This is a genomic window from Flaviflagellibacter deserti (genome assembly GCF_042652085.1).
GTDB lineage: Bacteria > Pseudomonadota > Alphaproteobacteria > Rhizobiales > Methylopilaceae > Flaviflagellibacter > Flaviflagellibacter deserti.
Genome location: NZ_JBHSJF010000006.1, coordinates 1,093,884 through 1,115,015, shown reverse-complemented (window position 1 = coordinate 1,115,015; position 21,132 = coordinate 1,093,884). Strand labels below are relative to the sequence as shown.

Sequence of the window (21,132 nt, the reverse complement as noted above, 5' to 3'; positions counted from 1 at the left end):
TATGGGAATCATCATGTCTTCCGCTTTCGACCTGGCCGAACTGAAGCGTCGCATGCAGGGCGCGCTGTCTGTTCTGAAGACCGAACTGAGCGGCCTTCGCACCGGCCGCGCATCGGTAAATCTGCTCGACCCGATCAATGTCGATGCCTATGGCTCGCACATGCCGCTCAATCAGGTCGCTTCGGTCACCGTCCCGGAGTCGCGGATGTTGAACGTCCAGGTCTGGGATCGGTCCATGGTCGGTGCCGTCGAACGCGCGATTCGCGAGGCCAATCTCGGCCTCAATCCGATCACTGAAGGACAGCTTCTTCGGATCCCGATTCCGGAGTTGAATGCCGAACGCCGCGCCGAATTGGTCAAAGTTGGCCACAAATATGCAGAGCAGGCACGGATCGCGGTGCGTCATGTCCGCCGCGACGGTCTCGATCTTCTCAAGAAGCTCGAGAAGGATGGTGACATGACCGAGGACGATCAGCGCCGAGAGGCGGACCAGGTTCAGAAGGCGACCGATCAGTGCATCGCTGAGATCGACCAGCTGATGGCCGCCAAGGAAAAAGAGATCACCCAGGTCTGACGCGAGGAGCGTGGACGAAGCGGATGAACGCAATCGAACGCAGAGCATTGGCTGAAGCCGCCTCCACGGGGGGCGGCTTTGTCGTGCCTGCACATGTCGCGATCATCATGGATGGCAACGGCCGGTGGGCCGCCGCGCGCGGGCTGCCGCGTGTCGAGGGACATCGGCGCGGTGTCGAGGCGGTACGCGCGACGGTGCGGGCCGCGGGCGAACTCGGTATTCGGGTGCTCACTCTCTATTCCTTCTCCAAGGAGAACTGGAGCCGGCCGAAGAGCGAAATCTTCGACCTGATGAACCTTCTTCGCCGTTTCGTGCGTGAGGATCTGGCCGAGTTGCATCGTGCCGGCGTCCGCGTTCGCATCATTGGCGAACGCGACACGCTCGATGCGGACATCTGCTCCCTTATCGAGGAGTGCGAAAGCCTGACGCGCGACAATACCGGGCTGACGCTGGTCGTCGCGTTCAACTACGGATCGCGCCAGGAGATGGCGCGTGCGGCTCAGTGCGTGGCAATGGACGTCGCTGCGGGCCGGCTGAAAGCCGAAGAAGTCACTCCCGATCATTTCAGCACTCGGCTCGACACCGCCGGCCTGCCGGACCCCGATCTGGTGATCCGCACCAGCGGCGAGCAGCGGCTGTCGAACTTCCTGCTCTGGCAGGCCGCCTATGCGGAGTTCGTTTTTCTGCCGATCCACTGGCCGGAATTCAACCGCGAAGCGCTCGAGCGCGCGTTGATCGAATTCTCGGGCCGTGAGCGCCGGTTCGGTGGGTTGGAAAGCCGTTCGTGAAGAAACCCGCCACGTTCAGAGGTGCTTCCGAACTTAAACTACGGATCATATCTGGCGTCGTGCTGGCCGCCATCGCCCTGTTCGTCGCCTGGGCCGGCGGAGCCCTGATCGTTCTGTTCTGGGGCGCGGCAGCAATCGGCCTTCTCGTGGAGTGGTGGAAGGTGACCAAACGTTCGGTCGCCTGGCTCGTCCCGGGAATGATCTACGCCGGCGTTGCGTTCGCTAGCCCTGTGCTGCTCAGGCTGGACGCTGCCTGGGGTCTGCCTGCCTTGCTTTGGTTGTTCGCCATCGTGTGGGGCAGTGACGTTTTTGCCTATATCTGCGGTCGTTTGATCGGCGGCCCGAAACTCTGGCCGCGTGTGTCGCCCAAAAAGACATGGGCCGGGTTCATCGGCGGGACCGCGTTTGCGATCGCGGCCGGGTCGATGATTGCCTGGCTCGCTGGCGTAGCCTGGATTTTGCCCGTGTCGATCGTGAGTTTCTTCGCGGCCACCGCTTCCCAGGGCGGAGATCTCCTCGAGTCCTCCATCAAACGCTCATTCGGTGTAAAGGACAGCGGCAGCCTCATTCCCGGGCACGGCGGATTGATGGACAGGCTGGACGGCTTTGTGGCAGCTGGAGCCCTTGCGTTGGCGGTTGGCGTCTGGCGGGGAGGGGTGGCCCATGCCGGGCAGGGCCTTTTGGTTTGGTGACGAGATGACTGAAATTTCTTCAACCCCCCGCAGCGTGACCGTCCTCGGCGTTACCGGATCGATCGGCCGCTCCACGGTCGATCTGCTTCTGGCTGAGCCTCATCGCTACGACGTCGAGGCCGTGGTGTCGGGAAACGATGTCACAGCGCTCGCCAACAATGCCAAGCAGTTGAAGGCCAAGCTCGCGGTCGTCGCGGATCCGGCAAAGTACCAGGCGCTCAAGGATCTGCTCGCCGGCAGCGGCATCGAGGTCGCTGCGGGCGATGACGCCATGGCCGAGGCTGCCTCCCGGCCGGTCGACTGGACAATGGGTGCCATCGCCGGCACCGCTGGCCTGCGTCCGACGATCGCCGCCGTCCGGCGTGGCGGCATGATCGCGCTGGCGAACAAGGAATGCCTCGTCTGCGCTGGCGATGCCTTCATGCGGGAGGCCGAGGAATCGGGCGCGGAAGTGCTGCCGGTCGACTCTGAGCACAACGCGATCTGCCAAGCGCTGATGGCCGGCAAGGCGGACGAAGTCTCCAAGATCATCCTGACCGCTTCGGGCGGACCGTTCCGCACCTGGAGCAAGGAAGACATCGCGCGCGCCAAGCCGGAAAACGCCCTGAAACATCCGACCTGGTCGATGGGCCGGAAGGTGACGATCGATTCCGCGAGCCTGATGAACAAGGGCCTGGAACTGATCGAGGCGCACCACCTGTTCAAGGTCGGGCTCGACAAGCTCGACGTGCTCGTCCATCCGCAATCGGTCGTCCACGGTATCGTCAACTGGTCTGACGGATCCGTCGTTGCCGGTCTCGCGCCGGCCGATATGCGCGTGCCGATCGCGCATTGCCTTGGCTGGCCGGTTCGGCTGTCGACCCATGTGACGCCGCTCGATCTGGCAAAGGTCGGAACGCTGACGTTCGAGCCGGCTGACGAAGACCGCTTCCCCGCGCTGCGTCTCGCCAAGGCCGCATTGGCCGAGGGGGGCGGTGCTCCGACCGTACTGAATGCGGCAAACGAGATCGCCGTCGCGGCCTTCCTTGAGCACGGCCTCGATTTCTCCGGAATTCCGGCGCTTGTGGAGACCGTACTGGACAAGGCCAAGGGCGAAGGACTGGTCAGGGCGCCGCAATCCGTAGAGGATGCACTTAACCTTGATCGCGAAGCGCGGCGGATTGCACTTGCCAGTCTTAAGAGACCGATAGCACATGCTATCTGATAGTCGGCCGGCCGAAGCATGGAAGTGAGACGATGATCGAAAGCGTTTTTGCATTCGGCCAGGGAGCTCTGGGCTACATAGTCCCGTTCCTGCTGGTCCTGACCGTCGTCATCTTTTTCCATGAGCTTGGACATTTCTTGGTCGCTCGCTGGTGTGGCGTCCGGGTGCTGGCGTTTTCGCTCGGTTTCGGTCCCGAGATCATCGGCTTCAACGACCGCCATGGAACCCGCTGGCGCCTCGCGCTGATTCCGCTGGGCGGCTATGTGAAGTTCTACGGCGACGAGAACGCGGCGAGCGCGCCGGACCGCGATAAGCTGGCCTCCATGGCCGCGCGCGACCGCGAGGTCAGTTTCTACGGGCAGTCGGTCGGCAAGCGTGCCGCGATCGTCGCGGCCGGCCCGATCGCCAATTTCATTCTCGCCATCGTCATTTTCGCGATGACATTCTGGCTGCTCGGCCGTCCAGTGACAGAGGCGCGTGTCGACGCCGTTCAGCCGAACAGCGCCGCGGAACGCGCCGGCTTCCAGCCGAACGACGTGATAGTGTCGATCAATGGCGGACATATCGAGAGCTTCTCCGATATGCAGCGCATCGTCAGCATCAGCGCCGAGCAGCAATTGCGCTTCGAAGTGCGCCGCGGGGAGCAGACGATCCCGTTGACGGCCGTTCCGGAGCTGCAGGAGAAAAAAGACTCGTTCGGACAGGTACACCGGGTCGGGATTCTGGGAATCACCCGATCCGCCGATGCGTCTCAGGTTAAGCACCAGAGCTACAATATCGGTCAGGCCTTCGTCGCGGCGACTGAGGAGACCTGGTTCGTGGTCGAGCGGACGCTGGGCTATATCGGTGGCGTGGTGACCGGCCGCGAGAAGGCCGACCAATTGTCGGGTCCGATTCGCATCGCTCAGGTGTCCGGACAGGCCGCGCAAATCGGTATCGACGTCGTGATCAATCTCGCGGCGGTGCTGTCGATTTCGATCGGCCTTCTGAACCTCTTCCCGATCCCTCTGCTCGATGGCGGGCATCTTCTCTATTACGCCATCGAAGCCCTTCGCGGCCGGCCGCTCAGCGACCGCACTCAGGAATTCGGCTTTCGAATTGGGATCGCGCTCGTGCTGAGTCTGATGCTGTTCGCGACCTGGAATGACATCATCCATCTCACGACGCTGTGACGGGCCGTGGCTCCCGCGCCACGCCGGCCGGGAAAGGCGCGTAAACCGGGGCGAAAACATTTGCCCCGGACTGGAAAGCGGTTAGAAGCGATTGGCAGAACGGTGGGAATCTGCCGACCCAGGTGGGGACCTGGGCTGCCGTAAAGAGGGTCAGGACCGCATGACATTGGTGTTTCGCGTCTTCGTCAGGATTGCTGCGGCGGCGGTGGTGATGGCCGGTCTTTCGGCAGTCGGTGGCATTGGTGCGGTTCTGTCCGCGCAGCCTGCCTACGCCCAGTCGAACATCACGGTTCGCGGCAACAGCCGAATCGAGGCGGATGCGATCCGTGCGCACTTCGCGGTGGGTCCGGGCGAACGCCTCGACAGCGCCAAGATCGACGAGGCCGTCAGGAATCTTTACGCGACTGGCCTGTTCCAGGACGTGTCGGTGACCCGTACCGGTGGTGGTCTGGTCGTCACCGTCGTCGAGAACTCGGTCATCAATCGCGTTTCCTTCGAGGGCAACAAGAAGATCAAGGACGCGACGCTCACTGCTGAGGTGCAGTCGAAGTCCCGCGGCCCGTTCAGCCAGACACTCGTTCAGAACGACGTTCAGCGCATCCTGGAGCTTTACCGTCGCGGTGGCCGCTATGACGCAACCGTCGAGCCGCAGATCATTTCGCGCCCGAACGGCCGTGTCGACCTGATCTTCGCGATCAACGAGAACGACAAGAGCAAGATCTCGGCGATCGAGTTTGTCGGCAACAATGCATTCTCCGATTCGCGTCTTCGCGACGAGATGACGACGACCGAATCGAACTTCCTGAGCTGGCTGAAGACGTCCGATGTCTACGATCCGGACCGCATCAACGCGGACCTCGAACTCGTTCGTCGTTTCTACCTGAGCAAGGGCTATGCGGACTTTCGCGTGGTCGGCTCGGAAGTGAACTTCAGCGAGCCGGACAATGCATTCGTGATCACCGTCACGGTCGAGGAAGGTCCGGTCTATCGGTTCGGCAAAGTCGACATCGAGTCGAACGTGGCCGATATCGATGCCACGACCCTTCGTGGCGCCATTGTCGGCGGTGAAGGCGAGGTCTACAGCGCGACGGACGTCGAGAAGACGGTCGAGAACATGTCTGTCGAGCTCGCGACATCGGGCTACGCCTTCGCCCAGGTCCGTCCACGCGGCTCGCGGGACTACGAGAACCACATCGTTTCGGTGACTTACTCCGTCGAGGAAGGTGCGCGCGTCTACGTCGAACGCATCAATATCCGCGGCAACACCCGCACACGTGACTATGTGATCCGTCGCGAATTCGACCTGTCGGAGGGCGACGCCTACAATCAGGCGATGATCAACCGCGCGGAGAAGCGTCTGAATCGTCTCGGTTTCTTCAAAACGGTCCGCATCACGTCCGAGCCGGGCTCGTCGCCTGATCGTCTGATCGTCAACGTGGACGTGGAAGACCAGCCGACCGGCGACTTCGGTATCTCGGGTGGCTATTCGACGGCCGACGGCCTGATCGGCGAAGTCTCGATCGCTGAGAAGAACCTGCTTGGCCGTGGGTATTACGCGAAGGCCGGTGTGACGTTCGGCGAGAAGACGCGCGGCGTCGATTTCAGCTTCACCGACCCGTATTTCCTGGGGCGCCGTCTGTCGGCCGGCTTCGACCTCTATGCGAAGAAACGCGAGGAGACGAGCTACTCATCGTACAGTCTCGATACGGTCGGTGGCGCTCTACGTCTTGGTCTGCCGATCACCGACAATCTGAATTTCGGCGTCAACTATCAGCTCTATTCGCGCGACGTGAAGCTGGACTCGCGTTTGACGGACGGTTGTTTCACCAACAGCAGCGGTATCGCTGTGGGGCCGGATGGGGTGACCCCCTGCGCCGCTGGTCTGGATCCCCGAGAGGCATCGATCGCGTTGAAGGAGTCTGAGGGGCAGACTCTGACCTCGCTCGCCGGTTATTCGATCAACTGGAATTCGCTCGATAGCGTCCAGAATCCTCGTGATGGTCTCCGCATCGAGTTCCGTCAGGATTTCGCCGGCCTCGGCGGTGACTCCGAGTTCCTGCGGACGACTTTCGATGCCCGGTACTATCATGAGCTTCCGTGGGACATGGTGGGCCTGATTCGTGGTCAGGCTGGACATGTGCTGGGATGGGGTGACGACGATCTCCGCGTCCTTGACCATTTCATGAAGGGCCCTGATCTCGTTCGCGGCTTCAAGACCAACGGTATCGGTCCGCGCGACGCTCTTACGGACGATCCGCTCGGCGGCACCGTATACGCTGGCCTCTCGGGAGAGATTCAGTTCCCACTGCCGTACATCCCGAAGGATATTGGCCTGAAGGGTGCTGTGTTTGCTGACGCAGGTACCTTGCTGGATTACGAGGGAATCACGTCCTTCGACTCGGGCGGCACGACGCAGTTTCTTGATGTCGAAGGCGACAGCGGAGACATCCGCTCCTCGGTCGGTGTATCGATTATGTGGCAATCTCCGATGGGTCCGCTGCGCTTTGATTACGCCTGGGTCCTCAGCAAGGACGACGCGGACGAGGAGCAGGCGTTCCGCTTCTCGGGCGGCACTCGGTTCTGATCGCGACCTCCGCGCGGCTTGCCCGCGCGGAGCGTCCCTATGGGGGACTGAATGGGCGACCCCCGATTTTTCCCCGAACCCGAACGACTTTCGGTGGCGAGGATCGCTTCGATCACCGGCGCGGAGTTGCGCGGCGATGAGACTCGCACGGTCAGTGGTATCGCCCCGCTCGAGCGTGCCGCCGCGACCGATCTGACCTTCCTCGAGAACAAGTCCTACACGGCGGCATTCCGGACGACGCGCGCGGGTGCGTGTTTCGTCCATCCGGATCTAGCCGATCAGGCGCCCGAGGGTCTGGTTCTTCTTGTCTCGAGGGAGCCGTATCGTGCCTTCGCCCATGCGGCCGGCACGCTGTTTCCGTCCGCCCTGCGGCCTTCACCCGTCTTCGGCGGCGTTGGGATTGGCCCCGGTGCACATGTCCATCCCGATGCGCGCCTTGAGGACGGGGTCACGGTCGAGCCCGGTGCGGTGATCGGGCCGCGCGCCGAGATCGGCGCCGGAACGCTCGTCGGCGCGAATGCAGTGATAGGCGCCGATGTCCGGATCGGCCGCGATTGCACGATCTCGGCGGGCGCGAGTGTCACCCATGCGTTGCTGGGTAATCGGGTAATCGTGCATCCAGGCACCAGGATTGGTCAGGACGGCTTCGGTTTCGCGATGGGGCCGCGCGGCCATCTCAAAGTCCCGCAGATCGGCCGCGTGATCATTCAGGATGATGTCGAGATCGGCGCCAATGCCTGCATCGATCGCGGCGCGAACCGCGATACGATCGTGGGTGAGGGTACCAAGATCGATAATCTGGTGCAGATCGCGCATAACGTCGTGATCGGCCGCCATTGCATCATCGTTTCGCAAACGGGTATCTCCGGTAGCACTGTCCTGGGGGATTTCGTGGTTCTGGGAGGCCAAGTGGGCACTGTTGGCCATATCGAAATCGGTTCCGGCGCTCAGGTCGGCGCGAAGGGCGGTGTGATGAACAATGTGCCGCCTGGCGCCCGCTATGGCGGCTTTCCAGCGCAGCCGCTACGCGCTTGGCTCAAGGAGACAGCCGTTCTGCGACGGTTGGCCAGGGAGCAAAAAGGCAAGGGCACCCCAGAAGGGGGAGACAAGGAAGGTGATGCGTGACGTCTGATGAGACCGTGACAGGCGAAGTGCTCGGTTCAGTCGATATTCGCCGGCTGCTCGAACTCCTGCCGCATCGCTATCCGTTTCTTCTCGTCGACAAGATCGTCGAGATGCGCGGCGATCAATCCTGCATCGGCATCAAGAACGTCACCGCGAACGAGCCGCAGTTCACCGGACATTTTCCAGACGCCCCGATCATGCCCGGCGTCCTGATCATCGAAGGTATGGCGCAGACTGCCGGCGCGCTTTGCGTCTGGTCGTCGGGTACAGCCCGGCCGCCGCTCGTCTATTTCATGACCATCGACAAGGCCAAGTTCCGCAAGCCGGTCGTGCCGGGTGATCGCCTCGAATACCACATGAGCAAGGTAAAGAGCCGTGCCCGGATGTGGTGGTTCAAGGGAGAGGCCAAGGTCGATGGCGTGACCGTCGCCGAGGCTGAGGTGTCCGCCATGCTGGTCGATCAGGATCAATGAGTCATATTCACGCGACTGCCATCATCGAAGACGGAGCTAGGCTCGGCGCGGATATCCGCATTGGACCTTATTGCATCATCGGTCCCAACGTCGTTCTTGGCGACGGTGTCATTCTGCATGCTCATGTCGTGGTCGCGGGGCACACCACGATCGGGGCCCGCACTCAGCTCTACCCGTTCGCATCGATCGGACAGCCGCCACAGGACCTGAAGTTCCGTGGCGAGATTTCCACGCTCGTCATCGGCGAGGACTGCACGATCCGTGAAGGCGTGACCATGAATCCCGGTACGGCCGGCGGCGGTCTGGAAACGATCGTGGGTAACCGCTGCACTTTCCTGACCGGATCCCATGTCGGGCACGACACCAAAGTCGGCAGCGACGTGATCCTGTCGAACAATGTCATGCTGGCCGGACACGTGACGGTCGGCGATTTCGTCATCATGGGCGGCGGCGCGGCGGTCATCCAGTTCGCGCGAGTCGGGTCCCACGCTTTCGTCGGCGGGCTGACGGGTATCGAGAACGATCTCATCCCTTACGGTCTCGCGACCGGAAATCGCGCCAGGCTCGACGGCCTCAATCTCGTCGGCCTGCGCCGGCGTAATTTCGATCGCGATGCCGTCAACGTACTGCGCCGAGCCTATCGCGAACTCTTCGCGCCCGAAGGCACCCTGAAAGAGCGTGTGGAGGATGTCGCGACGACATTCGCCGATACGCCGCTCGTCCAGGAGATCGTCGACTTCATCCGGGCCGGTGGCGATCGCGCGATCTGCACGCCGCGCATCGCAGAACGCCCGGATGCCGCCTGAAACCGGAAGCGCTCCGGTTCCCGCCGGAACGCCTCTGGCGATCGTCTGCGGCTCGGGAGCATTTCCGCTCGCGGTCGCAGAGATTGCAGCACGACAGCGCCCGGTTTTCCTCATAGGGCTACAAGGGGCGGCCGATTCCGCCATCGCTCACTACCCTCATGGTTGGATCCGGATGGGCCAACTCGGAAGGCTCATTGATCTCGCGAGATCCGCTGACTGTAAGGACATACTTTTCGTCGGTGGCGTCACGCGTCCTTCCGGTTTGTCGGATGGATGGCCTGATCTTGCTCTCCTTCGCCAGATACCTCGCCTTCTTCGAGGTTTTCGCGGTGGCGACGACCGCCTGCTGAAGGTCGTCGCGGATGTCATGACGGACGCCGGCCTCCGCGTTGTTGGCGTCGCCGAGGTCGCGCCGGATTTGATGGCCCGAACCGGGGTGCTCGCCGGCAAAACTCCTGGCGCCGCGACGCTGGATGATGTCTGCCTGGGGCTGGACGTGCTCGATGCCATATCGCCCTACGATGTCGGACAGAGCACTGCGGTCGCAGATGGGCGCGTCCTAGCGATCGAGGCTGCGGAAGGAACGGACCTCATGATCGCTCGCATCGCTGAGCTGAGAGCCTCGGGCAAACTGCGTCTCGGCAAGAGAAGAGGCGTGTTGGTCAAGGGAGCCAAGCGAGGACAGGATCTGAGGCTTGATACGCCCGCGCTCGGTCCGAAGACCATTGACGGAGTCGCCGCCGCGGGGTTGAGCGGGATTGCCGTGGTCGCGGGCGAGGTCATGATCATCGAGGTGGATGCGGTCACCAAAGCCGCCGAGCGTCATGGCCTCTTCATCTTCGGGATGGAGCGGCGGAAGCCATGACCCGGCCGCTCTCGATTTTCATCGTCACGGGCGAACATTCGGGAGATCAGCTGGGTGCTGCGCTGATGCGATCGCTGCGCACCTTGGCCGGTGCAGATACTGTATTTCGCGGTGTCGGCGGACATAGGATGGCGGAGCAGGGGCTGTCCAGCCTGTTTCCGCTGGAGGATATCGCCGTCATGGGCTTTGGCCCGGTCATTCAGCGGCTTCCGTTGCTTCTGAGGAGGATCCGAGAGACGGCGGACGCGATTATCGCAGACCAGCCCGACGTCCTGGTCATCATCGACAGCCCCGACTTCACGCATCGCGTCGCGCGCAAGGTAAGGGCCGCGATTCCCCGCCTGCCGATCATCGACTACGTATCGCCGACCGTCTGGGCCTGGCGGCCCGGACGAGCAAAGAAGATGACGGCCTATGTCGATCACGTGCTGGCCTTGCTGCCGTTCGAGCCGGAAGTACATAGGCGCCTTGGCGGTCCCGCCTGTACCTATGTCGGCCACCCCCTGATCGAAAAACTCGATGTCCTCCAGCCGAAACAGGGCGAACGAGCCGACATATCGGAAGGCGTGCATCTGATCCTTTTGCCCGGCAGCAGGCGTTCCGTCGTCCAGCGGCATCTTTCGCTGTTTCGCGACGTGAGCGAACGGCTGCCGGACACGGCGACGATCGTCCTGCCGACGACCCCGCGACTTGCCGGGGAAATCGAGGAACTGACTGCCGGATGGAAGCGGCGACCCCGAGTCGTTACGGACGAAGCTGAGAAATGGGCGGCCTTCCGGCGTGCCAATGTCGCTCTCGCCTCATCCGGAACGGTGACGCTGGAACTCGCGCTCTCCGGGGTGCCGATGATCGGCATCTACGCGCTGGAGCCTCTCGCTCGCCTGCTGAAATCCATTCTCCCCATTACCGCTCCGCATATCCTTCTACCGAACCTTATTCTCGGATCGCGGGTCATTCCCGAGCTTGTCGGCCCTGAAATCACGGTCCAGAGCGTGGCCGATGCGCTCAAGCCGTTGATGACGGATACGCCGGAGCGACGTGCCCAAATGGAGGCTTTGGGTAGGATGGAAGAGATCATGATCGTCGCCGAGCCTCCCAGCGTCGGAGCCGCGCGGGTCGTGCTCGATCTGGCGGGGACGCCCCGGTGAATGCCCTCATTCTGCCCGGGCTCGGAAATTCCGGTCCCTCTCACTGGCAGAGCTGCTGGGAGAAGGAGATCGTTGGCGCTCGCCGCGTGGAACTCGGCGATTGGGACGCTCCCGATCCCGCCGTCTGGATCGCGCGCCTCGACGATGCGGTCTCGAACGCCGGTCCGGATGCCGTGCTCATCGCGCACAGCCTGAGCTGCTCGCTGGTCGCCCATTGGGCGCGCCGTCCACGTCCGATACGCGCGGCTATGCTCGTTGCCCCGGCCGATGTCGATTCAAGGGACCGGACGCCCGAGCCCGCATGGACCTTCGCGCCCATGCCTTTGGAACGCCTGCCGTTTCCGGCCCTCCTCGTATCGAGCAGCAACGATCCATACGTCTCGATCGACAGGGCCAAAACGTTTGCGGGCGCCTGGGGCGCCCGCTTTGTCGATATCGGCGATAAGGGTCACATCAACGGCGACAGCGAACTCGGCGGTTGGGCCGAGGGCAAGGCGCTCCTCGACGACCTGCTGTCGCTCTAGCCGCGCTTGTCGATCGGAATGTACGGACGCTCGACTTCGCCTTTGTAGAGCTGGCGCGGGCGTCCGATCCGCTGCTCCGGATCTTCGATCATTTCCTTCCACTGCGCGATCCAGCCGACGGTGCGGGCGACCGAGAACAGCACGGTGAACATGGAAGTCGGGAAGCCCATCGCGCGCAGCGTGATGCCCGAATAGAAGTCGATGTTCGGGTAGAGCTTGCGCTCGATGAAATACTCGTCCTTGAGCGCTACCTGCTCGAGCTCGACGGCGACCTCGAGCAGCGGGTCGTCCTTGCGGCCGAGCTCGGCGAGCACTTCGCGCGAGGTCTGCTGCATGATCTTGGCGCGCGGATCGTAGTTCTTGTAGACGCGGTGACCGAAGCCCATCAGGCGGAACGGATCGTTCTTGTCCTTGGCGCGGTTGACGAATTCCGGGATGCGCTTCGCATCGCCAATCTCCTCCAGCATCTTCAGCGCCGCTTCGTTGGCGCCGCCGTGAGCGGGACCCCAGAGGCAGGCAACGCCGGCCGCGATGCAGGCGAACGGGTTTGCGCCCGACGAACCCGCGAGGCGCACCGTCGAGGTCGAGGCGTTCTGCTCGTGATCGGCATGGAGCGTGAAGATCCGGTCGAGCGCACGGGCGAACACCGGGTTCACGACGTAATCCTCGCACGGCACGGCGAAGCACATCTGCAGGAAGTTCGCCGCGTAATCGAGGTCGTTCCGCGGATAAATGAAGGGCTGGCCGATATGGTATTTATAGGCCATCGCCGCGAGCGTCGGAACCTTCGCGATCAGCCGGATGGAGGCGATCTCGCGTGCCATCGGGTCGGTTATGTCGGTCGAGTCGTGATAGAACGCGGCCATCGCGCCGACGCTTGCGACCATCACGGCCATCGGATGCGCGTCGCGGCGGAAGCCGGTGAAGAAGCGCGTCATCTGCTCGTGCACCATGGTGTGGCGCGTGACGCGGGTCTTGAAATCTTCCTTCTGCGCCGGCGTCGGCAGATCGCCGTAGAGCAGCAGATAGCAGCATTCGATGAAGTCGCCGCCCTCGGCGACGTCGTCGATCGGGTAGCCGCGATAGCGGAGGATGCCGGCGTCGCCGTCGATATAGGTGATCGTCGACTGGGTGCTGGCGGTAGAGGTGAAGCCGGGGTCGTAGGTGAACATTCCCGTCTGCGCGTAGAGCTTGGAAATGTCTATGACATCTGGACCCGTCGAGCCCTCGTAGACCGGGAATTCGTGGGACTTATTGTCAACAATCAGCGTCGCCGATTTCCCGCTCATACGCGTACCCCTTATCGGTGAGGAAGGAGCAATCCGATGCCATGGATTTGCCCTTTTTTGCTAAGGCAAATCAAAGCCTCCCGCAAGCCGCGCAATCATGACCGTCGGCTAAACCGCTTGATCCGCTAGGCGTGCGAGGCTTTCGTCCCGACCCAGGATCGCCAACACTTCGAAGATCGGAGGGGAGACCATTTTCCCAGTCGTGGCCGCGCGAAGCGGCTGCGCGACCTGTCCCAGCTTGGCTCCCTCGGCCGTCGCGAATTCGCGAACTGCTGACTCTGCTTCCTCCGCGGACCAGGTGTCGAGCGCCCGGAGCCGCTCTGTGAGGCGCTTCAGGAGGTCGCGTGTACCGGGCTGCGACAACGCCTGTTGCGCTTTATCGTCGAGCGCCAAAGGACGGTCGACGAGCAGGAAGCTGGCATTGTCGAGAAGCTCGTTGAAGTTCTTCGAACGCTCCTTCATGGACGGCAGTGCCGCGCGGAAGCTGTCCCATAGGCCTGCATCCAGCTTTGCTTTGGCCGCGGGTCCGCCCTGCAAATATGGAAGAGCCGCCGCGAACTGCTCTACCAACTCGTCATCCGGCGTGGCGCGGACGTAATGACCGTTGAGATTCTCCAGCCTGTCGTAATCGAAGCGCGACGGCGAGCGTCCGACGGCATCCAGTCCGAAAGCCGCGATCATCTCCTCGGTCGAGAAGATCTCCTGGTCCTTGTGCGACCAGCCGAGGCGAACGAGGTAATTACGGAGCGCGGCGGGCATGTAGCCCATCTCGCGATAGGCCTCGACGCCGAGTGCGCCATGGCGCTTCGACAGCTTGGCGCCGTCCGGACCGTGAATCAGCGGGATATGCGCCATGTGCGGCACTTTCCAGCCGAGCGCATTGTAGATCTGGATCTGGCGCGCGGCATTGGTGAGGTGGTCGACGCCGCGGATAACGTCCGTGATGCCCATGTCGTGGTCGTCGATGACGACGGCGAGCATATAGGTCGGGGTGCCGTCCGAGCGCAGCAGAACGAGGTCGTCGAGATCGGCGTTCGGGAAGGTGACAGTGCCCTGGACGGCGTCCTCGACGACCGTGTCGCCGGCATTCTCGACGCGCAGCCGGATGACGGGAGCTATGTCAGCGGGGGCCTCTGACGGATCGCGATCGCGCCAGCCCCCGTCGTAGCGAGGCGGCTTGCCGGCCGCGAGCGCATTGGCGCGCATCGCGTCGAGCTCCTCCACCGTATCGTAGGCCCGGTAAGCCTTGCCGGTCGCGAGCAACTGATCGACCACCTCTCGATGGCGGTCGGCGCGCGAGAACTGGAAGACAGGATCGCCGTCCCAGTCGAGACCGAGCCAGGTCAGGCCGTCCAGGATGGCGTCGATCGCTTCCTGGGTCGAGCGAGCACGGTCCGTATCCTCGATGCGCAGCAGCATCTTGCCGCCCTTCGACTTGGCGAAGAGCCAGTTGAACAGGGCTGTGCGCGCTCCGCCGATATGGAGGAAGCCTGTCGGGGAGGGCGCGAAACGGACGACAACGGGATCGGACATGGGCGAATTTCGATTTCCAGGAAATGCCGGCCGGCATAGGCAGCGGCGCGCGGTCGTGTAGCATGATGGACGGGCTGAGGGGAACGGCTTGCGCCAGGGGCATCACGATCCGAACGATCGCGGGCGGGCAATTGCGGCGACGCAGACCCGGGCGCGCGCCTCCTCCGGTTTCGATCTCCGCGGCGCCATTGATGGGTTCTGGACCGGCTTTCACAAACTGCTGAGCGATGAACGCGATCGCGGCCGGTATTTCCTCTGGCTGCCGGTCTTCGCCATCGGCGGCGTGCTGACGTTCTTCGAAGCCGACACCGATCCAGCGCTATGGGCGGCGGTCTCGGCTTTTTCCGTCAGCCTGCTGGTCGCCTTCCTCGCGCGATCGAGGGAAGCCGGCTTTCTTCTGGCTGCAGCCGCCGTTGCGCTGAGCGGAGGATTTTTCGCCTCGGCCATGCGTGTCGAGATGATCAAGGCCCCGATCCTGCAGGCGACGACGCGGGGCTTGGCGACGGGGATCATCGAGAGCGTCGAACCACGCCCGCGCGGTCATCGGATCGTAATAGCGCTCGACTCTCTGTCCGATTTGTCCAAGGACGCGAGACCTGCGCGGGTTCGCGTGACGGTGGGAAATCTTGGCGGGGCGAGGGCGGGCAGCCGGGTGTCGCTCGAGGCATTGTGGCGGCCGCCGCCCGGACCCGTGAGGCCGGGCGGATACGATTTCGGCCGTGAGGCTTTCTTCAAGGGCATTGGCGCGGTCGGCAGCGATCCCGAAGCTCTGACTGTCCTGGCACCTGCACCGCTGACTTTCCGGCAGCGCGCCGCAATCTCGATCGACAATATTCGCAATCGGATCACATCCCGGATCGTCGCGACGGTGCCGGGCGACAGCGGAGCCATTGCCGCGGCGCTCGTGACCGGTCAGCGCGGCGAGATTTCGTCGGGCGCCAACGACGCGCTGAGGACGGCGGGCCTCTATCACGTGATTTCGATCTCCGGCCTGCACATGGCGCTGTTTGGCGGCACGCTGTTCGCTGTTGTCCGGTTCGCACTCACGCTCATCCCGGGGATCGGGCTGGGCAGGCCGATAAAGAAGTGGTCGGCAGTCGTCGCGTTGATTGGATCGGCTTTCTATCTCGCGCTGTCCGGAGGCGAGGTGGCAACGCAGCGCAGCTTCGTGATGGTGGCGTTCGTGTTCATGGCCGTCATCCTTGATCGACAGGCGGTCACGATGCGCAATCTCGCACTCGCTGCGCTGTGCGCCATTGTTCTGGTGCCTGAATCCGTGCTCGGACCGAGCTTTCAGATGTCGTTCGCCGCAGTGATGGCGATCGTAGCCTGGTATGAGGGGCGGTCGGCTGGAAAAGGTGAAGGCAGCAGTGGCGGGGGCCTGACCGGCTTCATTCATCGTCACTTTGCGGCGATCGTCGCGACCACCGTCGCGGCGACCGTGGCCACAGCGCCGTTCGGGACTTTTCACTTCCAGCGCATCGCGGTCCATGCGCTGCCGAGCAATCTTCTCGCTCTGCCGATCGTCAGCCTTCTGATCATGCCGTGGGCGCTGATCGGGCTCGTTCTCTATCCCGTTGGGCTCGACAGCGTGGCCTGGCAGATCATGGGATATGGGATCGGGCTTCTGCTGGTGATCTCGCGCGAGATCGCAACGTGGCCATATTCGACCGTGGTGGTGCCGGCCTTTTCAGGCTGGGCGGTTCTGGCGCTCGCCGGCGGGCTCTGCTGGCTTGCCATCTGGAGCACGAGGCTGCGCTGGCTCGGCATGATCCCGGTCGTGTTGGGCGTCATGCTCGCCGCGGATCCACCGCGTCCGGATATCTACGTGGACGCCGAGGGAAAGGCCGTCGCGGTCCGTGGGCCGGACGGGACGCTCGATCTGGCAGGAGTGAGATTCGCGAGCTTCGCCGCCGAAAATTGGCTGGCTGCCGACGGAGATAGCCGGTCCGTCCGGGACAAGAGCGCATCCGATGGCGTACGTTGCGATCGTCTCGGCTGCGCCATGCGGTCGCGGGACGGACGTTGGGTCTCGCTGACGTGGAGTTATGCCGGCCTCCGGGAGGATTGCCGGCGGGCTGCCATAGTCATTACGCGGCTGATCGCTCCACCTGGCTGCCGGGATACCGCTCTCGTGATCGATGGGCGCGACCTGGCCGAGGATGGAGCCATCACGGTCTCCTTGAGGGAAGGCGGCCTGCCGGCGATGACCCGCTCTCGCGGTCTCGGGGTTCGGGCCTGGCATGCCGAGCGAAGGGTCCCGGACGGTCCGCCCTTCGTCCAGCCACCCCAACAGAGCGAAGTGTTGTCTAGAAATATAGACATGTCATCCGGTGCGTTTGTCGAAGATTCCGAAAGCACTGACGATGGTCTGTGACAACGTGCCAAGGCTGTCATCAACCTGTCATCCAGCCTTCCTACAAGCGCCCCGACCGCAGCGACCAAGTCTCTGCGAGTAAGCCCCGTCGCGACATCGTGGTGGGCGCCACCCAACACAGGAGAGGCAAGATGAAGCACGTCGCTCAAAACGCGCTCAAGTCCGCCGTGATCGTTGCTGCCGCCCTCGTGGCCGCCGCTGCGGCGCAGGCTCAGGAAATCACCGGCGCTGGCGCGTCGTTCCCGGCCCCGATCTACGCCAAGTGGGCCGATGCTTATAAGACCAAGACCGGCGTTTCCCTGAACTATCAGTCGATCGGTTCGGGCGGCGGCATCAAGCAGATCAAGGCGAAGACGGTCACCTTCGGTGCGTCCGACGCCCCGCTGAAGCCGGAAGAGCTCGATCAAGCCGGCCTGATCCAGTTCCCGACCGTCATCGGCGGCGTGGTTCCGGTCGTCAACCTTGAAGGCGTTTCGAACCTCGCTCTCGACGGCGCGACCCTCGCCAACATCTTCCTTGGCACCGTCAAGACCTGGAACGATCCGGCCATCGCCAAGCTGAACCCGGGCGCCAAGCTCCCCGACACGGCAATCGCCGTCGTCCGTCGTTCGGACGGTTCGGGCACGAACTTCCTCTTCACCGACTATCTCTCGAAGGTTTCGCCGACGTTCAAGGACAAGGTCGGTGCCGCTACCTCCGTCGAATGGCCGGTTGGCATCGGCGCCAAGGGCAACGAAGGCGTCGCCAACACCGTCAAGCAGACGCAGGGCGCGATCGGCTACGTCGAATACGCCTATGCTCTCGAGAACAAGATGCCGACCGCCTCGCTCGTGAACGCTGCCGGCAAGACGGTTTCTCCGACCTCGGACGCTTTCTCGGCTGCGGCCGCGAACGCCGACTGGTCGAAGGCTCCGGGTAACTACCTGATCCTGACCAACCAGCCGGGTGATGGCAGCTGGCCGATCACGGGCGCTACCTTCATCCTGATGTACAAGCAGCCGGTTGATGCGAAGGCCGCGGGCGAAGCCCTGAAGTTCTTCGACTGGGCCTATGCTGCCGACGGCGATAAGCTCGCCGACGACCTGCACTACGTCGTCCTGCCGGACGCCGTTGTTGCCGGCATCAAGAAGCAGTGGACGAACGACATCAAGGTCGAAGGCAAGCCGCTCTTCGGCGGCTGATCCGAACACGATCTGCGGGACCGCCTCCGGGCGGTCCCGCCTTCCGCTTAAGGGATGGGGATTGAAATGGCGGAGATCAGTTTGACGGACGTGGCTTTGGGAGACGACCGGCAGAAAGTGCTTCGCCGGTTCACGCTAGCGGACGTCCTGTTTCACCGCTCGACGCAGGCCGCGGCGATCCTGGTCCTGGTGATCCTCGGCGGCGTGATGATGTCGCTTGTCGTGGGCTCGATGCCGGCAATTCGCGCCTTCGGCTTCGGCTTCCTGACTACGGAGAGCTGGAATCCGGTCACCGAAAAATTCGGCGCTCTCGCCCCGATCTACGGCACCATCGTTACATCGCTCATTGCCATGCTGATCGCCGTGCCACTGGGCATCGGCATCGCGATCTTCCTTACCGAACTCTGCCCCCCGATGTTCCGCCGCCCGATCGGCATTGCTATCGAGCTTCTCGCCGGCATCCCATCGATCATCTACGGCATCTGGGGCTTCTTCGTTTTCGCGCCGTTCCTGCAGCAGACGCTCCAGCCCTGGCTGATCAACGCCACCAAGCATATTCCGGTCCTGTCCAGCCTTTTCGCCGGCCCGCCCTACGGTATCGGCATTCTCACCGCGAGCCTGATCCTGGCGATCATGGTTCTGCCGTTCATCACCTCGATCACCCGCGACGTCTTCGAGACGGTCCCGCCGGTGCTCAAGGAAGCTGCCTACGGCGTCGGATGCACCACTTGGGAAGTCGTCAAGAACGTGGTGCTTCCGTACACGCGGATCGGTGTGGTCGGCGGCATCATGCTTGGCCTCGGCCGCGCGCTCGGCGAGACCATGGCGGTCACCTTCGTCATCGGCAACGCGCACAGGATCTCGGAATCGCTGTTGCAGCCCGGCACGACGATCTCGGCCACGATCGCCAACGAGTTCACCGAAGCTATCGGCGACGTCTATACAAGCTCGCTGATCGCACTCGGCCTGATCCTCTTCATCATCACATTCATCGTTCTCGCCTGCGCGCGCCTGATGCTGCTGCGCCTCGAGAAGATGTCGGGAGGCTGAGACCATGGACCTCTACGCAGGACGTCGCGTCCGCAACAAGATCTACATGACGCTGTCGCTCGCGGCTGCCGTCATCGGCCTCGGCTGGCTCGTTCTGATCCTCGGGGCGTTGCTCTGGAATGGCTTCGCCGGCCTGAGCCTTGCCGTGTTCACGGAATCGACGCCTCCGCCTCCGGGCAATGGCGGCGGTCTCGCAAACGCCATCGTCGGCAGCCTGATCATGACCGGGATCGCCGTGGTGATCGGTACTCCGATCGGAATCCTGGCCGGTACCTACATGGCCGAATACGGTCGTCACACGACGCTGACGACAGTGGTGCGTTTCATCAACGACATTCTCCTGTCGGCGCCGTCCATTGTCATCGGCCTGTTCATCTACGAGCTGTTCGTCGCCACGATGGGGCACTTCTCGGCGATTGCCGGCGCGGCCGCGCTCGCGGTCATTGTGATCCCGGTCGTCGTCCGGACGACGGAAGACATGCTGCTTCTGGTGCCGAACCAGCTTCGCGAAGCATCGTCCGCCCTGGGTGCGCCGCGCTGGCTGGTCATCCGCAAGGTCGCGTACCGCGCGGCCCGCGCGGGCATGACCACCGGCGTTCTCCTCGCGATCGCCCGTATCTCCGGCGAGACGGCGCCGCTGCTGTTCACCTCGCTGAACAACCAGTTCTGGAGCACGAATCTCAATGCGCCGATGGCCAGCCTTCCGGCGACCATCTTCTCGTTCGCCCTCAGCCCCTACGAGGGCTGGCAGCAGCTTGCCTGGTCGGGCGCTCTTCTCATCACCTTCGCCGTGCTGAGCCTCAGCATCGCGGCACGAATCCTCACGTCCCGGAGCGGGTCATGACCGAACAGCTTGTAGCCGAAACCGCTGACACCACGGCCGCCCAGCCGTCGATCGGATCGACGGTCAACCGGGTCACCAATCGTCGCGAGAAGGTTTCGATCCGCAATATGCGGTTCTACTACGGCGAGCACGAGGCCCTGAAGACGGTCAACCTTCCGCTCTACGAGAACACCGTCACGGCGTTCATCGGCCCGTCGGGCTGCGGAAAGTCGACGCTGCTGCGCGTCCTGAACCGCATCTACGAGCTCTATCCGAACCAGCGCGCCGAGGGCGAGGTTCTGCTCGATGGCAAGAACATCCTCGACCCGCGCCAGGACCTTAACCTGCTGCGCGCGCAGATCGGCATGGTGTTCCAGAAGCCGACCCCGTTCCCGATGACGATCTTTGACAACGTCGCATTCGGCATCAAACTCTACGAGAAGCTGCCGAAGTCGGAGCTCGAGGATCGTGTGGTCTCGGCGCTGAAGCGCGCCGGCCTGTGGTCGGAGGTCAAGGACAAGCTGAACGCCTCCGGCCTCAGCCTCTCCGGCGGTCAGCAGCAGCGTCTCTGCATCGCCCGCGGCGTCGCCGTGAAGCCGGAAGTCATCCTGCTCGACGAGCCGTGCTCGGCACTCGATCCTATCTCGACCGGCAAGATCGAGGAGCTGATCGGGGAGTTGAAGAGCGAGTACACGATCATCATCGTGACCCATAACATGCAGCAGGCCGCGCGCGTGTCGGAGTTCACGACCTTCATGTATCTCGGCTCCGTCATCGAATTCGACACCACCGAGAAGGTGTTCACGAATCCGAGCCAGCAGAAGACGCAGGATTACATCACCGGCCGCTTCGGCTGATTATTCCATGTCCCGGAAGCGGCAAAGCCGCTGTCCGGGATCCATACTCCGCGGCGCTTGCGGTTTG

General features: G+C 63.1%; 19 protein-coding genes. 17 read left to right on the top strand and 2 right to left on the bottom strand.

The window, feature by feature from the left end; all coding sequences use genetic code 11:
• Positions 1-13: 13 nt before the first annotated feature.
• The 12 genes from frr to ACFPFW_RS12310 all read left to right on the top strand — a co-directional run bounded on the left by frr (position 14) and on the right by ACFPFW_RS12310 (position 11,955).
• The gene (frr, locus tag ACFPFW_RS12365) at positions 14-574 is read left to right on the top strand and encodes a ribosome recycling factor (protein ID WP_114956189.1); all 561 of its coding nucleotides are present in this window, start codon (positions 14-16) and stop codon (positions 572-574) included.
• 23 nt (positions 575-597) lie between these two features.
• Positions 598-1,362, top strand: coding sequence for an isoprenyl transferase (locus ACFPFW_RS12360; protein ID WP_114956014.1), 765 nt, complete (start codon positions 598-600; stop codon positions 1,360-1,362).
• Positions 1,359-2,054 carry a phosphatidate cytidylyltransferase gene (locus ACFPFW_RS12355; RefSeq protein ID WP_114956015.1) on the top strand — a complete coding sequence of 232 codons (696 nt, stop codon included), beginning with the start codon at positions 1,359-1,361 and terminating at the stop codon, positions 2,052-2,054. Before ACFPFW_RS12360 ends, ACFPFW_RS12355 begins: the two co-directional genes overlap by 4 nt.
• A gap of 4 nt (positions 2,055-2,058) precedes the next feature.
• Entirely contained in the window at positions 2,059-3,258 is a 1,200-nt protein-coding gene (gene dxr, locus ACFPFW_RS12350; RefSeq protein WP_114956190.1) for a 1-deoxy-D-xylulose-5-phosphate reductoisomerase, read from the top strand.
• A 32-nt stretch (positions 3,259-3,290) separates the two neighbouring features.
• Positions 3,291-4,430, top strand: a complete 1,140-nt coding sequence (rseP, locus tag ACFPFW_RS12345) for an RIP metalloprotease RseP (RefSeq protein ID WP_114956016.1) — start codon at positions 3,291-3,293, stop codon at positions 4,428-4,430.
• Positions 4,431-4,590: 160 nt separating this feature from the next.
• Positions 4,591-7,014, top strand: coding sequence for an outer membrane protein assembly factor BamA (bamA, locus tag ACFPFW_RS12340; RefSeq protein ID WP_114956017.1), 2,424 nt, complete (start codon positions 4,591-4,593; stop codon positions 7,012-7,014).
• A 51-nt stretch (positions 7,015-7,065) separates the two neighbouring features.
• Positions 7,066-8,139 carry a UDP-3-O-(3-hydroxymyristoyl)glucosamine N-acyltransferase gene (lpxD, locus tag ACFPFW_RS12335; RefSeq protein WP_114956018.1) on the top strand — a complete coding sequence of 358 codons (1,074 nt, stop codon included), beginning with the start codon at positions 7,066-7,068 and terminating at the stop codon, positions 8,137-8,139.
• Positions 8,136-8,612, top strand: a complete 477-nt coding sequence (gene fabZ / locus ACFPFW_RS12330; protein ID WP_114956019.1) for a 3-hydroxyacyl-ACP dehydratase FabZ — start codon at positions 8,136-8,138, stop codon at positions 8,610-8,612. Before lpxD ends, fabZ begins: the two co-directional genes overlap by 4 nt.
• Entirely contained in the window at positions 8,609-9,418 is an 810-nt protein-coding gene (gene lpxA, locus ACFPFW_RS12325; RefSeq protein WP_114956020.1) for an acyl-ACP--UDP-N-acetylglucosamine O-acyltransferase, read from the top strand. The genes fabZ and lpxA overlap by 4 nt, the downstream gene beginning before the upstream one ends.
• Positions 9,300-10,283 (top strand): LpxI family protein, encoded by a 984-nt coding sequence (locus ACFPFW_RS12320; RefSeq protein WP_379770912.1) that lies wholly within the window; start codon positions 9,300-9,302, stop codon positions 10,281-10,283. The genes lpxA and ACFPFW_RS12320 overlap by 119 nt, the downstream gene beginning before the upstream one ends.
• Positions 10,280-11,431 carry a lipid-A-disaccharide synthase gene (gene lpxB, locus ACFPFW_RS12315; protein ID WP_114956022.1) on the top strand — a complete coding sequence of 384 codons (1,152 nt, stop codon included), beginning with the start codon at positions 10,280-10,282 and terminating at the stop codon, positions 11,429-11,431. Before ACFPFW_RS12320 ends, lpxB begins: the two co-directional genes overlap by 4 nt.
• Positions 11,428-11,955 (top strand): RBBP9/YdeN family alpha/beta hydrolase, encoded by a 528-nt coding sequence (locus tag ACFPFW_RS12310; RefSeq protein ID WP_114956023.1) that lies wholly within the window; start codon positions 11,428-11,430, stop codon positions 11,953-11,955. The genes lpxB and ACFPFW_RS12310 overlap by 4 nt, the downstream gene beginning before the upstream one ends.
• Here the strand turns inward: ACFPFW_RS12310 and gltA are convergent.
• Entirely contained in the window at positions 11,952-13,244 is a 1,293-nt protein-coding gene (gene gltA / locus ACFPFW_RS12305; protein WP_114956024.1) for a citrate synthase, read from the bottom strand. The genes ACFPFW_RS12310 and gltA overlap by 4 nt on opposite strands.
• A 108-nt stretch (positions 13,245-13,352) precedes the next feature.
• Positions 13,353-14,777, bottom strand: a complete 1,425-nt coding sequence (gltX, locus tag ACFPFW_RS12300) for a glutamate--tRNA ligase (protein WP_114956025.1) — start codon at positions 14,775-14,777, stop codon at positions 13,353-13,355.
• An 88-nt stretch (positions 14,778-14,865) separates the two neighbouring features.
• Here gltX and ACFPFW_RS12295 point away from each other — a divergent pair, with 88 nt between their 5' ends.
• The 5 genes from ACFPFW_RS12295 to pstB all read left to right on the top strand — a co-directional run bounded on the left by ACFPFW_RS12295 (position 14,866) and on the right by pstB (position 21,065).
• Positions 14,866-17,154, top strand: coding sequence for a ComEC/Rec2 family competence protein (locus ACFPFW_RS12295; RefSeq protein WP_114956026.1), 2,289 nt, complete (start codon positions 14,866-14,868; stop codon positions 17,152-17,154).
• A 131-nt stretch (positions 17,155-17,285) separates the two neighbouring features.
• Complete coding sequence (gene pstS / locus ACFPFW_RS12290) at positions 17,286-18,335, top strand: phosphate ABC transporter substrate-binding protein PstS (protein WP_114956027.1); 1,050 nt, start codon at positions 17,286-17,288, stop codon at positions 18,333-18,335.
• Between the two features lie 66 nt (positions 18,336-18,401).
• Positions 18,402-19,385: a phosphate ABC transporter permease subunit PstC gene (gene pstC, locus ACFPFW_RS12285; protein WP_114956028.1), complete on the top strand. Its 984-nt coding sequence runs from the start codon at positions 18,402-18,404 to the stop codon at positions 19,383-19,385.
• A gap of 4 nt (positions 19,386-19,389) precedes the next feature.
• Entirely contained in the window at positions 19,390-20,229 is an 840-nt protein-coding gene (gene pstA, locus ACFPFW_RS12280) for a phosphate ABC transporter permease PstA (protein ID WP_114956029.1), read from the top strand.
• Positions 20,226-21,065 (top strand): phosphate ABC transporter ATP-binding protein PstB, encoded by an 840-nt coding sequence (gene pstB, locus ACFPFW_RS12275; RefSeq protein WP_114956030.1) that lies wholly within the window; start codon positions 20,226-20,228, stop codon positions 21,063-21,065. The genes pstA and pstB overlap by 4 nt, the downstream gene beginning before the upstream one ends.
• Positions 21,066-21,132: the final 67 nt, after the last annotated feature.